Origin of the sequence: Mucilaginibacter sp. CAU 1740 (assembly GCF_039839285.1) — a bacterium.
In the GTDB taxonomy this organism is placed as follows: Bacteria; Bacteroidota; Bacteroidia; order Sphingobacteriales; family Sphingobacteriaceae; genus Mucilaginibacter.
Genome location: NZ_JBDOQS010000014.1, coordinates 103,746 through 120,651, shown reverse-complemented (window position 1 = coordinate 120,651; position 16,906 = coordinate 103,746). Strand labels below are relative to the sequence as shown.

Annotated in this window: 8 protein-coding genes; 3 read left to right on the top strand and 5 right to left on the bottom strand. The window is 39.1% G+C overall.

Annotated features, from left to right (window positions below):
• Positions 1 to 397: 397 nt before the first annotated feature.
• The 3 genes from AAFN85_RS25505 to AAFN85_RS25495 all read right to left on the bottom strand — a co-directional run bounded on the left by AAFN85_RS25505 (position 398) and on the right by AAFN85_RS25495 (position 11,706).
• Entirely contained in the window at positions 398 to 4,252 is a 3,855-nt protein-coding gene (locus AAFN85_RS25505; protein ID WP_347530643.1) for a malectin domain-containing carbohydrate-binding protein, read from the bottom strand.
• A gap of 94 nt (positions 4,253 to 4,346) precedes the next feature.
• Positions 4,347 to 7,088, bottom strand: coding sequence for an Ig-like domain-containing protein (locus AAFN85_RS25500; protein WP_347530642.1), 2,742 nt, complete (start codon positions 7,086 to 7,088; stop codon positions 4,347 to 4,349).
• 154 nt (positions 7,089 to 7,242) lie between these two features.
• A complete protein-coding gene (locus AAFN85_RS25495) occupies positions 7,243 to 11,706 on the bottom strand; it encodes an Ig-like domain-containing protein (RefSeq protein WP_347530641.1) in 4,464 nt (1,487 codons plus the stop codon).
• Between the two features lie 437 nt (positions 11,707 to 12,143).
• On the opposite strand from AAFN85_RS25495, the gene AAFN85_RS25490 reads away from it, so the two are divergent.
• Together AAFN85_RS25490 and AAFN85_RS25485 are read left to right on the top strand one after the other, a co-directional pair.
• Entirely contained in the window at positions 12,144 to 12,686 is a 543-nt protein-coding gene (locus AAFN85_RS25490; protein ID WP_347530640.1) for a UpxY family transcription antiterminator, read from the top strand.
• Positions 12,687 to 12,831: 145 nt separating this feature from the next.
• A complete protein-coding gene (locus tag AAFN85_RS25485; protein ID WP_347530639.1) occupies positions 12,832 to 13,101 on the top strand; it encodes a hypothetical protein in 270 nt (89 codons plus the stop codon).
• A gap of 764 nt (positions 13,102 to 13,865) precedes the next feature.
• Here AAFN85_RS25485 and AAFN85_RS25480 read toward each other — a convergent pair.
• Complete coding sequence (locus AAFN85_RS25480) at positions 13,866 to 14,309, bottom strand: hypothetical protein (protein WP_347530638.1); 444 nt, start codon at positions 14,307 to 14,309, stop codon at positions 13,866 to 13,868.
• Between the two features lie 506 nt (positions 14,310 to 14,815).
• On the opposite strand from AAFN85_RS25480, the gene AAFN85_RS25475 reads away from it, so the two are divergent.
• Positions 14,816 to 15,166 carry a hypothetical protein gene (locus AAFN85_RS25475; RefSeq protein WP_347530636.1) on the top strand — a complete coding sequence of 117 codons (351 nt, stop codon included), beginning with the start codon at positions 14,816 to 14,818 and terminating at the stop codon, positions 15,164 to 15,166.
• Positions 15,167 to 15,240: 74 nt separating this feature from the next.
• Here the strand turns inward: AAFN85_RS25475 and AAFN85_RS25470 are convergent, their stop codons facing one another.
• Positions 15,241 to 16,686 carry a hypothetical protein gene (locus AAFN85_RS25470; RefSeq protein ID WP_347530635.1) on the bottom strand — a complete coding sequence of 482 codons (1,446 nt, stop codon included), beginning with the start codon at positions 16,684 to 16,686 and terminating at the stop codon, positions 15,241 to 15,243.
• Positions 16,687 to 16,906: the final 220 nt, after the last annotated feature.

Sequence of the window (16,906 nt, the reverse complement as noted above, 5' to 3'; positions counted from 1 at the left end):
TAAATATTTATTGTTGTTTTTGGTTGTACTTATTAAGGCTTATAAAACTTTTTACAAAACATGAATTTTATTGGTTTTGATAAAGCTTCGCCATCTCACTCACAGAGTAACATTTTTTTAACATAGGTTGCAATCAATTTAATATTTCAATGCTTATTGAAGTATTTTTACATTGATCTCCAACAAATATTATCAAAATATCAATTATTAGAGCCTGATTTTTGGTATTGATACTTTAATGTAAAATTGTGAGAATAGGTGTGAAACTGTGTTTGGCAACCGTATTTGGCAATGAAATGAATGATTTCTGTATACTTGAAATACAGCAAAAAAAAGAGCTGAATCTGACACGTAACATGCCAAATTCAGCTCTATGAACACTAAAAAAACAGTCCTGTTATTGCACTAACAATTTAGCATAAAGACTTCCGGACGAAGAGTGTGTATTAATTATATATACACCGCGCTGTAACTTGCTTTTTAAGGTAACATATACTCCTGCTGCACCAGACTGATCGGTAGTGAACGTTTCGGTTTGGATCAATTTACCGCTCATGCTGCTTATTGATAATTGCACAGATTCGTTTACTGGAAAATTAGCCGCGTTTAGGCTAAAAGCCCCTCCCGAGTTTGGGTTAGGAAATAGCGTTATATTTTTATCGGTGATAGCCGGTGCCAAGGGAGTGGCTAATGCTTTGGCAAACAAAGATGGTATTGCATTGATTTTGAACAACTCAAGGCCAGCTAATGCTACACGATCTGCAGTAGGATCAAATTTTATGCTCAATGAACCATCTGTTACGGTAGCAGCAAAATCTTTAACTAACGCCGTCCGGTAGCCAACCTCGCTAAAAATGTCAAAATTCTGCAAGCCTACTTTGTTTTCTATTGTAGCATTAAAGATCCGCGAGCCAGGTACGGTCCAAAAGTTCTCAACAAAATGTAACCTAACTAAATAATCGCCATTTGTTACAGGAATTTCATAACGCGTTTGTCCCTTATCTACCGCTGCCGATAAATAACTTATATATAACGAATCAATATCGGTTCCAGCAACTCCGGTAACTACTGGCTGCGAATCAAACTTGATCGATCCCTGGCGGTAATTTTTATCCGACTCGTAAACCTGGTTGCCTATGGTTAAGTTTACATCCGAACCACCTTTGATCCGTTTTACAACACTAACCGTACTATTTGCATTATTGGCAATTCCATATAACGGTACCCTTAACGGCGAAACCCCGCTGTTATAATTTACAAGTAAAGCTGCATTTTTTATACCTACCGAAGTTGGTGTAAACCTAACGGTGAGCGTAGTAGTTGCCTGCTCGGCTAACGTAAAAGTTTTTAGCGCGCTTACGCTAAACTCTGAAGCATCTGGGCCTGAGATAACAGCGCTTTTTAATGTTATTGGCGAATCGCCGGTTCCGTCAGGATAAGTGATCCCCTGGTTTTTGAGCGTCAACAAAAACGATGTAGTTGCGCCTGTATTAATTGGATCGAAGTTAACAGCAGTTTTGGGCAATGCAGCTAATTCAGAGTGATGTACAGAACCGGAATCAGGTTTGATATTATCAACGTAATAAACATTATCCTGGTAATCATAGTTAGTGACGGCAGTGCCTAAATAATCGCAATCCAAAATGTAGGCATCAGGTATAATATTACCATCCTCACCAAACACCTTTAAAAATCTCATACCAATAAGGCCGTTAAAATTTTTAGTACGATCGGAGTATGAGGAGCCCACTTTAAAACCGAACGAACCTGTTAAGTTAAGTGTACCTCTTGCCGTTCCGTTCGCAGTGTTTAGCAGCCTGGGTAAAATAGATTGGCCATCTAAATTACTATGCGCAAACAATGCAGTGAGCGTACTTGATCCTTTTTTGTAATAAGTAAACGTTTCTACCGCCGCGCAGCAGTTATGATAAGCCGCCAATTGATACACCGTTACCGGCTTACTCGGATCAGCAGCTACAAAATAGGCCGCGTTTACTTCGCTGGAGTTAGGCACTCTTGTTGTGCCTTTTACATTTCCATCGTCGTGCGCGTAACCTGTATTTGTTTTAAAGCCAAACGCGCTTATAATTTGCTGGGCATAAGGTTCGTTTATATCCTCGCCAGCTCCCTGCCATATTCCGCTTAATACAACTTTTTTTAACGGATTAATGCTGTCATTGCTCGCTATGGTTAAAGTATCGGTAAAAACTTTCAGTCTCGTTGCCGCGTTTTTAGCAATAAACTGTACGGTAACGTCCGCAAATGAAGCCGGAGCGATGCTTATCGGAACAGTACTATTAGTATCTGTATTAACAGACGCTATTTTCCAGGCCGCGCTATTTGATAAAATTAGGTTACTTAACACCAGGTTACCCGTACCTTTGTTATTTATGCGAAGTTTTACCTTATTGTGATTTGCATTGTAAGGAGTAGTATCCGGGCTTGTTCTTCTCCATGGCGTTTGGATCAACGAAAAAACCAAACGATCATTACTTGGAAAAAGATCTGGATTGTTCAATACCATAAATGCTCCCGAAGAAGGGGCAATACTGAAATTGTATCCGGTTGTAATTAACTGGTTATTGTTACCATCTGTTGCTTTTACCTGTATTTTGTAAGCCCCGGAAGCCGTAACGAAAAACGGGGCAGTATAATTAACATAGGCACCGTTATTTATCGAATATTGTAATGAGCTCAATCCAGATCCGCCGGCATCGTTTGCAGTGATATAAACTTTCGCCAAATCAGAATACACGCCAGTTGATTTTAAGGTGCCGGTTGCCCTAACGCTGGCCGTTGGAGCGGTATTATCTGTTACAACGCTAAAAGGCGCAAATGTGAGATAATTCATTTTGGTATTTACGCCACCATTAGCATCGATAGTTAATTTGCCGTCACTTACCTGGACCGTAGCTGTGCCCGACCTGTATTTATTTGCGGACGAAGGTGTAAAATCACTTATTGCAGGTAAACCTTCTACATTAATTTGGTGGTTACTGTCGTAAAAACCATCATCGCCAGCACTCACTGTTACAGTGTACTTTCCATTTGGCACTGCATATTCCCATGTACCAGGATTTTGTCCGGCGGTACTGGCTTGCATTTGAACAACCGACCTTAATTTCGCATCGGCAGTACCTGTACGCAATCGCATGTTGGCACTCAGATCTACCGGTACTTTGGTTACCGGTGTGATCCATCCGTATTTTCTTGTGGCGTCGTAAGGCAATCCATTATCTGCCGTAAAACCTGCAGGAACCGCAGAACCAGCCGGTAAAAAATCAATATTAGTGGTTGCTGGAGTTGAGACCGCAATGCTACTTGCCGCAAAGTCATCAAAATTATAGGTTGAAGATGTAGTAGAATTACGATGGGTTGCGAAAATACCTATAAACTGTTCGCCCGTAGTTAAACCCATTCCGGCAATATTTAATCCGGTAGTCGAATATCCGGCACCCGTGCTTATAAAATTTACGCCATCTACAGAATAAAAACCTTCTGCGGTATTTGTAGCTGAATCAATTATCAATCGTAAACTAACGGTTTGAGTATTAAGATTGCTAATTACAGCGGTGATCCTTTGATCAGGATTTGAAGTGCCAGCGGCAGAACTCGTAACGTCGTTTAGTTCTTTTCTTAATTCTACCTTGTTTCCGCTGATATCCAGCTTAATATAGGTTTTATCATTTAGTCCATACCATAAACCGCCTTGTTGTGATAGGGTTCCATTTGCAGGATTAATAATTTTTACATCTAACTGTAACTTTTGCACGGCTGTAATTTTCGCCCCAAGCACATTTAACTGATTATTGTTTGTAAGTATGTCGATACCTTTATTAGTAACAATCTGAAGCCTCCCTCCTGTTAAAGTTATTTTTGAGGGTACATAACCAGGTACAGTAGCATCGGTGGGTGTACCATCGTCAGGCAGTCTTGTGCCTGAGTAATTGTTAACAGTAGTAAAGCCAGTACCTAATCCATTTTTATCTAAAATGGTAGAGGCCACGCTGCTGGTAAATGATAAACTATAAGGCAAACCTACTGTAATTGCCGAACAAGGCAGCGTACTTACAAGTGGGCAGCCATCTGCTGCCCGGTTAGCAACATTATCTGCAATATTTGTCCCTAAACCTTTCACGGCTACTTTATCTGAACCATAAGCACAGTTGATTGCCAGGCAGCATAAAATTAAAACATTGCAGCACCGCTTATACGTAGAGTTACTGAGTAAAATGTACCTGTTTTTTTTCATGGAAAGGAGGATTTAAATTGTGAAGGGATCATATAATATGTTAAAATTTCTGGCTTAAAAATGTAACTCGCTTAATAACCTTCTCCCGGCTATATCAATGCTTATCTGATGCATAAACAGTTGGTTTAGGTTGATCTATATTTTTCTTGTTGGCTTTTAAAAGTGTTATTTGTGAGATAGAATTTGGGTTCTCGTTCCAGTTAAACTCACTTACGTATAAATTACCGGTTAAGGTATCCTCTACCAGATCCAAAGGATTAGCAAATCCATTCATACCTTCAAGTCCATAATTGCTTACACCGGTTGCTGCACGGGATATGTCAAAAATGTGATCATCGGCTAATGAAGCTTTGTTGTTTTGCTTTGTCATTGTGCCTGGCTCTAAAACCATTATATCGCCGCCGCCACTAAACCTGCAAACCAGTAGTTTCCCTTTAAGAGTTCCGTTAAAATTGTTGCTCTTGTATTCAATTACACCATTTGGCGATTTATTAAAACCAAAATCATACGCAGCACCTCTATAATTGATATCAGGTTTTGTGTTTGGCTGATAGTTAGGATTATCTACAGAACCACGGTTAATTACATACTCGCCGCGCAAAGGGTTGGGATGTCCGAAGAAACCAACCGGCTTATTCGGGTTTATCCGGAATAACCAATCGTGCTGAACAGGTACGTTCCTGGTAGAGGGGATTTCCGGCCCTGTGTAATATGAACCATCCGGTCGTCTGGTGCCTTTAACAGATGCTGGCGAATTGCCACCGCCACCAGATCCATTAGCCGGAACGTATAACTGCCCATTGGTGTGCCAAACCATATCATATGCATTCCGGATCCCGGAAGCGAAGATGGTAAGCGGCGCTGCCGCGCAATAAGGATTATAGGTACCGTCCGGTAATTTCATTGCAACGTCAGACGCCTGGTTTATCAGGCTTTGAGTTGCCGTGGTTTGTACGTTAAGTGGCAGCTTGATATTTTTCAACTTTTTTAAATCAAGCCTTAAAATTGCGCCGGCCAGAAGCGTTTCATCTCTTTGCCACCCCTTATCATATTCCCCTGCCGAACTGTTGCTACCTACCGATATATATAAGGCACTATCTGGGCCGAAAGCCATACTGTTCACCATATGATCTCTTGTTGATCGCGGTAATTTTGTAACCATAAGCCGTTCATCTTTCAAATCCGTTCCACTAAGCCTGCTGATGTTACCATCAAACACTGGTGCCGAGGTAAGTCCCGATGAAGAGAATGATACCCATGCCACGAGGTTAGTAGGAGTCGAACTTGGGTCGAATGTTAAGCCAATAGCCGTAGTTTCGCCATATTTGGCAACCATGGTATTGATGAGTGTCATATTGGTTAACATCCCGCTTACATGGTCTACATCAAATCGCTCTATGCTGCCGTCCATTTTCAACGCGTAGAATTTCCCATCGGGACCAAATGTTAGCGAGGTGTATTTTTTATTTTGAGTACCTGGGATGGATATTTTAGTAAACGAAGCGTTGATAAGATTTGAAGAATCAACAGGTGCCGAAACGGTTGAGAATGCGGTTTCGAAAGGCATGAAAGAAGCCCCTGCATATGATTTTACACCGCTTGTTATCACAAACTTATAAATGGTATTTGGTTCAAGCGGCTTAGCAGGCGAAAAGCTAATCGCGTCTCCCCCGCCCGTACCCTGCACTGTTCCGGCAACTTCTATACTCTCCCCGTTCCCTATTTTTAAAAGCTTGACGGTTTCGTTGGTTATTGTTGAATTATTAACCCCTCCTTTCACCCCTTTGGCAACAGGTACAAACAGGTTATTGGCTGCTATAGTAACATTGTTGTAGGTTACTCGTGAACCATTTATTGGTGTGGAAGATATAACATAAGGCCGCTTATGATCCACAACCCGCAATGCCAAATTTATAACCGCATTATTGTATCCTTTAGCCGCAACATGCACAGTAGCTGTATAGGTACCTACCGGCATTGCTCTCGCGGCAGAATAATCAAAGGTTACAACAGAGTCAACCGCCCCCGTAACGTTCTTCAATTTATTTAACCATCGTACCCCATTGCTTTCCTTATCATAGGTGGTTGATACATCATATTTTATATTGGTACTTAGTGAATTATGCAGAATAACATCTACGGTATTACTGTCCTTATTATTCTTATCAACTAAAAGGTTCTGAGATCCTGCTGATAGGTAAACATATGGCGATATACTGATAGGATCTACTTCAACATAACAAATCTTGGTATTGGTTCCCCCTATTGCATCTATCGTTAATGCACCATCGCTAACAGTAACCGTAACGGTAGATGTTTTAAACCTTCCCGGGCTACGTATATGACCTATTGGTGTAAAATTGTAGATGGTTTTCACCCCTTCAACATTAATGCAATCCTTTTCAGGTGCCCGGCCAACTTCACCATCACCTACAGCTACAGTAACTTTATATACGCCGTTCAATAGTTTTAATTCCCAATAGCTATCTATTCTTTTTCCCTTAAAAATCCCATAAAAGAGGCTATTGATATCGTTGGCCTGCATGTGTACGAAGGTTGATAACAAAACATCTTCGGGTTCATTTCTTGCGCGTCCGTTACCGGTTATATCTACAGGCCTTCCACTGTCAACGCGTTTCCAGCCGTACATTAATTGCGAACCTTCATAAACCCCCGGTCTGTTTTCAAACTGGCCTCCAAAATCCTTAAGCCACCCAGGGGGAGGCACGGTTTTTTCATCCTGAAAATTTATCTTAACAGGCTCTATAACGGGATACTCGGCTATACATAAAAGCGATGAAACAAGCTTTTCATCGTGTTTATAAATAGAAGGCATTATTACAGTTTCATAATTACTACAAAACAGAAACACGATACAGCCAAAAGCTGTTAAATAAATTATATAAGTTCTTAAGTTCTTTTTTATAAAACGCCTCATTCAAAAACAATCTTTATGGTTATGCCGCAATTTGGTTCACGGCACTTCTTATTTATTTACTTGCATCAACTATTATTTTGGCATACTTATATCCAGACCTGTACACAGCTCTAATGATGTAAAACTTGTTGAGATCGCCTTGTTCCAATTCAAATTTTGTAGTTAACGTCCCCTTTTCATCAACCTGGGTTTTATTTGTTCTCAGCTTCCTGCCTGTCATGTCAAAAACGTAGAGCGAAACAACCTCATTGGGTTTGAAATGACTTAGCTTAACATTCGCTATTCCATTTACTATTGGGTTAGGATAAACCTGTAGAACACGTTCGTCGCTATTAGTAATTGCCGATTTTGTTACTATGTCGGTCTTTTTTATGATAACCGAATCCACATGTGCAGAGTTATCTATCTGCACTATTTTAGTTGTATCATCAATGCTTGTTACTTTTAACATGGCGCTTAAATTGCCATCGAGCTTGTTTTTTGAATTGACTTTGAAACTTAACGACCTATTTTTGCCGATTATCATTAACGACTTTTCAGAAGGCTGTTGAATATTATCTATAGTAAAACGCCCTGCATCACGACCAGAAAGACGGATATCTTTGATCTTTAATACGCCATCCCCTTTATTAGTCACGGTTACCTCGTATTCTTTGTCGTCAATATCATTAACCGATGAGCGCGACACCGCGCTAACCGCTAAAACTGCCATTGGTGGTGACGGGTTTGAAACCTTCAGTAAAGTTATTTGAGAAATAAGATTTGTGTTGTTATTCCAATTAAACTCGTTCACATATAAATTTCCATTTACCACATCTTCCACTATATCAAGAGGATTGGCAAATCCCGACATCCCTACTAAGCCACTGTTGCTTGATCCTGTAGTAACCCTAACTATATCATATATATGATCGTCAGTTCCGGAATAGGTAGTTTTATTCTTGGATCCGGGGTCCATTACAATGATATCGCCGCCGCCGCTAAATCGGCACACCAGTAATTTTCCCTTTAAAGCTCCATTGAAAGTGCTACTTTTATATTCCAGTGCACCATCCGGGGAGTTATTTAAGCCAAAGTTATATGCGGCCCTATAATTGGAATCGGGGTTAACTGTAGGAGAATATAACGGATTATCCGGGTATCCCCTATTAATAACATATTCGCCGCGGAGTGGGTTGGGATGCCCGAAAAAGCCAACAGGAAAATCGGGGTTAACCCTAAACAACCAGTCGTTTTGTACTTTAACGCCAACTGTGGCTGCAACAGCAGGCCCGTGATAAAAGCTTCCGTCCGGCCTTCTTGTGCCTGCAACCGATGCCGGCGAATTACCGCCGCCGCCCGAGCCATTAGTTGGCAAATACAATTGGCCATTGGTATGCCAAACCATATCAAACGCGTTGCGAACACCGGATGCATAAATAGTTAAGGGAGAGACTGTACTATATGGATTATAAGTTCCATCGGACATAGTAGCAGCGTTAGCAGGAGCCGCGTTTATTGTGTTTAGGTTCGATGTAGTTTGTACATTTAACGGCAAATTAAAACCACTAAGCTTGTTCAGATCCAATCGTAACAGAGCTCCAGATAACAACGTTTCGTTACGCTGCCAATCATTATCATAAGAACCGGCAGAGCTGTTGCTTCCCTGGCAAATATAAAGCGCATTATCTGGCCCGAAGGCTAAGCTATTAACCATATGATCTCTGGTAGATCGGGGTAGTTTGGTTACTACTAACTGTTCAAACTCTAAACTATCCCCCCATAACTTAGATATATTTCCATCATATGATGGGGCGGCAGTTAAACCACCTGAAGAATGAGAAACCCACACTATTACATTGCTTGCTGTTGATGAAGGATCAAAAGTTAGCCCGATGGCTGTCCGCACACCATACTTACTCGCCAATGTACCTATCGTTTTATCCAGGCTAAGCGTGCCGTTTGTATGATTGATAAAATAGCGTTCAATGTTTCCATCGAGCCGTAAAGCATAAAATTTGTCATCCGGGCCGATGGCCAACGAACTATATTTTTTGTTTTGTGTGCCTGCAATAGGTACTTTGGTGAACTGGGCGTTTAAAAGTGCCGAAGAATCCACAAGGGCTGCATCTGTTGTAAAGGTCATCTCATAGGGCACAAACGGAATATGCGCGTATGATTTTACTCCCGATGATATGGAAAATTTGTAAATAGTATTTGGATCTAACGCGGCCGAAGGAGAAATACTGATCGCGTCGCCCCCTCCTGTACCTTGAACAACACCCGGAACCGGGACATAAGTTGTATCAACAAGTTTAAATAATTTAACAGTTGCATTAGTTATCGTACTGTTATCTACGCCTCCCGGATATCCGGCCGACACGGGCACATGTAAATTATTAGCAGCCACACTAACCAAGTTTAACGGAACTTTTATCGCGCCATTTGCCGGTGATGAGGAAATTACATAAGGGCGTAAAGTATCAACAACATTTACCTGAACAACAAATGTACTGCTTGTAAACTGCGGTGTTTTTGCAGTAACAATTGCTTTGTAGTTGCCAATTGGTAAGTTTTTCGCGTCGGAATAGTTAAAAAACACCTCGGGCTGTACCCCCATCTGTGTGGGTGTAAAAGTAAGCCAATTACCTGGTCCGGTATAGCTAACACCAACTGTATATGAAGTTGCCTGATTATTTGAACTGCCTAAAGGCATTGAAAAAGTGCTCACATCTTTTGAGCCCGCATTTACAACTAAATTTTGATTACCCTTACCCCAAAACAGGTATGAACTTAAAGAATACGGCACTATATTAACATAGTTTATTTTAGTATTTGTACCGCCGTCTGCTGTTATCGTTAGCTTTTCATCACTAACTGTTACCCGGCTGGTAACAGCTTTAAAACGTCCTATCGAGCCTTCCGCACCAACAGGAACAAATCGGTTTATTACATTAACGCCTTCGATATTTAACGAATGAAACTCGGGTGCCGCGCCTACATAACCATCGCCCACAGATGCTGTTACATCATAAATGCCGTTAGGCACCTTTATTTCCCAAAAAGATTCGACTTTGAGACCATTAAATGAGCCACTGATATTATTGGCCTGCATGTGGATCAGGGTAGCCAATAATACATCCTCAGGGTTGTTTCTATTTCGGCCATTACCGGTTATGTCTATAAACGAACCATCCGATTTTCGCCGCCATCCAAACTCCAGCCCGCTACCCTGAAAAGGTGCGGTACGCAGGCCATAACCCTGCCCATAATCTCTCATATAATTTACAGGCGGAATTGTTGGAGGATCTTGAAAATTAACGTTTATAGGCTGCGAGTACTGACCATCAACTACATTGAAGTTTATAAGCAATGTTGCCGATTTATAACCAGCTGCCGCGCAGGTAACAACTGCCTGATAACTGCCTGCACTGGTATTTGAATCGATAGAATTAGCATCAAAAGTTAGCGAGTTATTAATAGGTTGGGGTAAGTTCAACCAGCTTGCATCTGTTTTAGATAATATGTAACCAGCTGGCAGCGCCACATTTGAAGTAATATTTACAGTTTGAGGATATACCCGCCCTTTTTTGATTATTGATATGCTCAGGATATTTTGCGAAAAGGAAAGTACTTTCGAGTTTGACCCTATATCAGTAACTGCAAAATCATCAAAACTATAGGTCACTGCTCCGGTAGCGTTTCGGTGTGTTCCGAAAATGCCGGCATAAGCTGCGGCGCTGGCTAAACCAGTACTATCAATGCTGATATATGACTGAGCATACCCTGCGCCCACGCTCAAAAAATTGACCCCATCGGTTGAGTAAAAACCTTCTGCCGTTTTTGCTATAGAATCTATTATCAGCCTTAGACTAACCGTTTTAGCACTCAAAGCCGTAATAGTTGGCGTAATACGCTGATCGGGGTTAGTGATACCAGATATTGTACTGGTAACGTCATTAATTTCTCTTCTTAATTCAATTTTGTTCCCGCTTACGTCCAGCTTAAGATAGGTTTTATCATTTAAGCCAAACCAAATACCGCCTTGCTCAGACTGCGCCCCATTTACCGGGTTGATGATTTTTACATCTATTTGTAGTTTTTTAACTGGATTAACCTTTACACCAAGCACATTAAGCTGGTTGTTATTAGTTAATATATCAATTCCCTTATTGGTTACAAGCTGTAAACGCCCGCCTGTAATTGTTATTTTTGATGCTTCATAACCGGGGATGGCAGGATTTGAAGGGCTGCCGTCGGCGGGCAACCTTGTACCCGAATATTTGTTTACGGTTGTAAAACCAGTTCCCTGCCCATTTTTATCGATAATAGAATTGGGGACTGAGGCATTAAAAGATAATTTGAAAGGCAGCGTTACAGCAAGGGCGCTACAAGGCAATGTACTAATACTACTGCATGTATCTTTTCTGTTCCGCGCTTCTGTACCAACAACGCTATGGTCGCTCCCCTTCGTTGCCGCCTGGACACAAATAAGATTTGCAAAAAACAGGAACGCTATGGAAAAAAATCTGGCCATATCTGAATTTTTTATAGTTCATCGTTAATACTCGCGTGAGTTAATATTGATAACTACCTTTTACAATAGCGTAATAGATAACTTCACCACCTCAGCAACATCATTTTTTTGTAGTCTACTCGATAACAATTTTACCTATAAAACGCTATAAAAAACTGATAATGAACATCATTGTGGCCTAATTGTATAAATGTGGGAAATGGGTACCTAAATAATAATATCCAACATTTGCCTATCCGCGACAACGTTAAAAAACAGCGAGGTATTTGAGTTTTTTACTTCACACCGTTTCTCATGTTCCTACACAATTTCCCATCTTGCTCACTCTCGCGGCACTTTTATTTTACCTTTAGAGATGAATCGTTCTAACAGTATGATTCAATACAAGCCCTAAAAACCAACCGGAAATCACTTAAAGAGAATAATCTTTTACAAAAATGGATCAGATTGAAAAGAAATGGATAGTTATCTACACACGACCGAGGTGGGAAAAAAAAATTGATCAGTCTTTAAAAGACAATTGCTTCAAATCGTACTGCCCTTTGTTACAAATTACCAAAAAATGGTCAGATCGTGTAAAATGTGTGGAAATGCCGCTCTTTCCGTCTTACATCTTTGTTTTAGCCAATATTTATGATATTCCTAAAATAATGCAGGTTGCAGGTGTATTGCATATAGTAAAACATTGTGCCAATCCGGTTACAATTTCAAATCAGGAAATAGAAAATATAAAATCAATAATACACACTTATGCTGATGTTGAGGCTGTTTCATTGCAAAACTATACAATAGGCGAACAGATTAAAATTAACGATGGTATGTTTTCAAATCAGAAAGGTACTGTAAAAGCGTATCACGGAAGGTTGGTTGTCATGACTATCGAAAACCTGGGGTTTGCGTTAACTGTTAAGATAAAACCAGAATATTTGTCTCGTCCGCCCGGAACACAGCAAAACCGTCAAGTTTTTCAACAAATTTAAGTTGCTTTATCTCACCGATTAATATGTGTATTTAAATCATTCAACCAAATCTCTACAGGACATGGACAAGCATTATGGTCAAATAGTTGAATTAGTCATTAGAAAAAAGGGGGTTAGTATAAGCCAACTGGCAAGAATGACAAATATGAACAGACGATCTGTTTATAATTGGTTTAACCAAAAATATTTAAAACAGGAAATTATTCATGAGATAGGCCTGTTAATTTCGCACGACTTTTCTGTCGAATTTCCCGAATTATTCCGTAAAACGGATTTTTTACAGGTGCAGGGAGGTTTTCATGCCGATAATGCTTCCGATAACTCAAATTATATCTGGAAGGACAAATACATTGAATTACTTGAAAAATACAATACTTTATTAAGAAGCAAAGTAGATAGTGAACGACACTCCTAATGGTGATAATAACCAAAACTATCCAGGCTATTAGTTTTCAATAGGTTAAAATCAGTATTTCAAAAATTGTGTGTGTGTGTGTGTTAAAACCCATACAAATGTTAAACATCTGTTCTTGAAGAATAGATCCGCCCATAATATTTTAGATACTAATGGCGTCGAGCATTTCTGATATGATACGAGGTTTAGGTATTTCCAGGATGTGGTCTGAAGATGGCGCTATGAATCCTGGTTAGTGTACTAAATTCAAAAATATCAGTTAAAGGATACCGGATTCGCCGGTATGCCAATAAACAAAACTCATCCCTCTGGTATTGAAAAAGGTCTGATGATTAAGTCAATATCTATATGGCTCCCCTCCCGGCCATTCCCTCGCATTACCAACGTAGTTATAACGGCTCAATAGTTTATGGTTTGGCCAGGCTAAATACACTTAACGAGCCGGCCATCTTCGCCATGAATTTAAAAAAATGTAAGAGCTATTAAATTAAGCTCAAAGTTTCAACAAAAGTTATTTTTAACTGCTTGTTATTCCAAAAACCTAAAGCAACTTTAGTCTTAACTTTCAACCCAGTTTTATCGACAACAAAAAACGACCATGCAAAAAATGTTTTACTCGGTCGTTTAAACAAATAAATATATAAGTAACAATTTTTGGTAGCGTCGCTGTGATCAGAACTTTTAGGATATTTAATTAAACGTTATTCAATTACATCTTCTTAAATATGCTGAAGTACCAAAATTACTAACAACGTGCTTAAACCTTATGGTACAAGTATTTGAGCCACCCACGGTTCATTAACCTTTCTATCAACCGAATTTTTAAAAATTTGCATTTCTTCTCTGCTATATACTTCCATTCTTAAACTCTGATCTTTATCCACCGGAGTGATAGTGATACCCAATTCATATTTGGTTTGATACCTGAAAGTGTAAACAGCAGTAGTTGAAGTAACTGTATAGTTATTCATTTTACCAACTGAGCCAAATGATACATTGCACTCTCCGGCACAGGTAACCGCAAGCCTGCCATATCCATAATAACTACCTTCATCTGCTGCAGGTTTTTTACATCCTAAACTTGACAAAAACAACACAGATATTAAAATTAAACATCCTGATCGTCCAATAAATGTGGCTGCACGCAACGGCCTTGCATTAGCGCGGTTTAATGTTCCGAGCTCTAATTTTTTGTCTAAAATCTTCATAATCATCCTTTTTTTAAAGTAAAAATACCATATCAAAACGTGGGAAAAGCCTCATACACAAAAGTGTATATCATTATGAGAATAGTTGTAAAGTCTATGTCTGCATAGTGTGTAATTTTTATAAATAGGGAATTTTGATAAAAGCTATCCTATCTTAATTGCACAAAATCATTTATAAAACATCATAAAAAAGTGGCATTTGTGAGCATAATATTGTGTCATTTTGCGGGAAACTAAATAGTAGAATTTCATTGTCGCGTTAGTTAAATTTGGAACATACCGTTATCTTCTACCTTATTATAAACTACCACTATGGAGACATTAGTTACATCACTGGTCCTGTTAAACATATTTGTTTATATCTACAACAAACGGAACAGAGATATCCCGTAAAGTTTTAGCTGGTTCACTATTATCGAATAGGCTAACAAACGGCACAAACCGCCAATCATCATTATCATCCAATTAAAAAACACGGACAACATTAACGATCAATTTTGAAATTTATGGAAAAACATCACGGGCAAATTGTGGAGTATAGAGTAAGAAAAAATGCTTATTGTATCAGTGATTTAGCCAGGGCGTGCCACATAAACAGAAGATCAATATATAATTGGTTTAATTCGAAACGACTTAAAGAAGAGATCATCCTGAGGATTGGATTGGCAATAAAGCATGATTTTTCGCATGAGTTTCCGGAGTTTTTTAAGAATGATGATTTTAGCGCTATTCATCAAATACAGGATGCTAAGACGATTTATGCCGGTTACGACCACAATGAGCATTGGAAAGATAAATACTTGCATTTATTGCAAGAATATAATGACCTCATCTTAAAAGATTCTTACTATTTATAGTTTCGATCATTCTTTATAATTGAATGCAAATTTTCACGACAGAAACAATAAGAAATTGATCTTTATGAGATGCTTCATTCAACTTTAACATTCTCTATGTAAAAAACCTCGTCCTGGTAATCATAGTTGGTTCCTTTAGCACCTAAATGATCAGCGCCTAAAATAAAGGCATTTGAAATAAGCGTGCCGTTAGTATCCCGGGCTTTCCATATCCTCACTCCTATTTTATGTTGAAAATTCATTTTTCGCTCAGTGGCAGATTTTCCAATTTTTAAAGCGAATTGTGAATCAGGCTTAAAACAGACAGAATTTACACCCGTGTTATCGTTAGGAAACAACATTTGCCCGGTTCGGGGAATTGCAAAAAACAAAGGGAACATTTTATTTTTTCCGGAATAATAGTAACTGGTAGAATCAGCGGCTTCAACTGAACAGCAGCCATGGTAAGCCGCGATCTTTGTTATTCGTACCAATTTATCATGTTCGGCAATGCTAAAATAATTACCAGCAACTTCATCTGAAAAAGGAACCAGCTTATCCCCTTTTAAACCATTATCGAAGTTTTTAAAACCAATTAATGTTGTGAATCCTAAAGTATTAACTACTCGTTGTAAATCCGGTTCCCAATCTCCCTCAACCCTATACTGCCACAATCCATTTAAATAAATATTACGGTATGGTTTTGTTTTGCTATCCGTTTTTAAAACGAGGATGCCCTTTATGTTAGCACAAGTGGTACCACTTAATCCCTGGTAATTAAAATTCCTTGCTTGAGTAAGCAAAAAGTTTTGCGTTTTAAACAGATATTTCCACCATGGCGCCTTAATTCGCTGTCCAATTTTAGTGGTGTTGAAAGCAACTGTTATATCTAATTGCCCTCCAGGTGCAACAACCACCGGGAAATTACCTTGAGCTTTATTGTCTTTTTTTATTAATTTAATACTCCAAAACTCCTTATCAGAAAATGATGTGCCGATTATAGTTAAGCCGGAGGGTGCGTTATTAGTTAAACGAAAAGTTACTAACTGGCGATCAAAAGTATTTTTACGGATATCACTATTAATTTCTCCTGATTTATGCACAAATGAAAAAGCCAAGGGACCATGATTCGACAAGCCATCAAGGTTCTTTATATCTATATCATTTGGCTCTTCAAGCGGCGCTACAAGCGACGAGATCTGTACTGTTGAGGTAGTAAAACCTTCGTTATAATTTATGGCAGAAAGAGGAGAAAAACCTTTAAAACTAAGCTTCAAAAAAATCCCTGTAGCTATATTAATGATACTTAAAAATGTCAGGGCATAAAATATCATTCTTTCTTTTTTTGAAAAAATTAACACAATAGCCATAATAATCAAACTTAATGCACCAATAATCACAGGCACAAATACATTTAATAAAGCGCCTAATTCGTCTTGTTCTATCTGAATGGTGTTAGATATGCAAAAGGAGAGCGCAATGATTATTAAAAGTAACGACAATGCCGAAGGGACTACAAATTGATGCCTGAACGTTTTCATACTAAGAGTAACTAACTTATTTTAAATCACTTCAAGATAATTGACCGTAAGATTTAATACGTTCATGTTTTATTTGGCCGGCATACCTGAGCAACATCTATTGCAAACAAATAATCCCTCTCAGTATTACCTGACAAGGATTATTTGTTTATCCATAATTGCTAACCGATTATTCACTAAAACTCAAGAATACTGCCGTTCGTCAGTTTCAGTATAGCAC

Excerpts from the sequence above, each read along its gene's own strand:
- AAFN85_RS25470 (WP_347530635.1), bottom strand. The coding sequence starts at position 16,686 with ATGAAAACGTTCAGGCATCAATTTGTAGTCCCTTCGGCATTGTCGTTA.
- AAFN85_RS25480 (WP_347530638.1), bottom strand. The coding sequence starts at position 14,309 with ATGAAGATTTTAGACAAAAAATTAGAGCTCGGAACATTAAACCGCGCT.
- AAFN85_RS25495 (WP_347530641.1), bottom strand. The coding sequence starts at position 11,706 with ATGGCCAGATTTTTTTCCATAGCGTTCCTGTTTTTTGCAAATCTTATT.
- AAFN85_RS25475 (WP_347530636.1), top strand. The coding sequence starts at position 14,816 with ATGGAAAAACATCACGGGCAAATTGTGGAGTATAGAGTAAGAAAAAAT.
- AAFN85_RS25490 (WP_347530640.1), top strand. The coding sequence starts at position 12,144 with ATGGATCAGATTGAAAAGAAATGGATAGTTATCTACACACGACCGAGG.
- AAFN85_RS25500 (WP_347530642.1), bottom strand. The coding sequence starts at position 7,088 with ATGCCTTCTATTTATAAACACGATGAAAAGCTTGTTTCATCGCTTTTA.
- AAFN85_RS25485 (WP_347530639.1), top strand. The coding sequence starts at position 12,832 with ATGAACAGACGATCTGTTTATAATTGGTTTAACCAAAAATATTTAAAA.
- AAFN85_RS25505 (WP_347530643.1), bottom strand. The coding sequence starts at position 4,252 with ATGAAAAAAAACAGGTACATTTTACTCAGTAACTCTACGTATAAGCGG.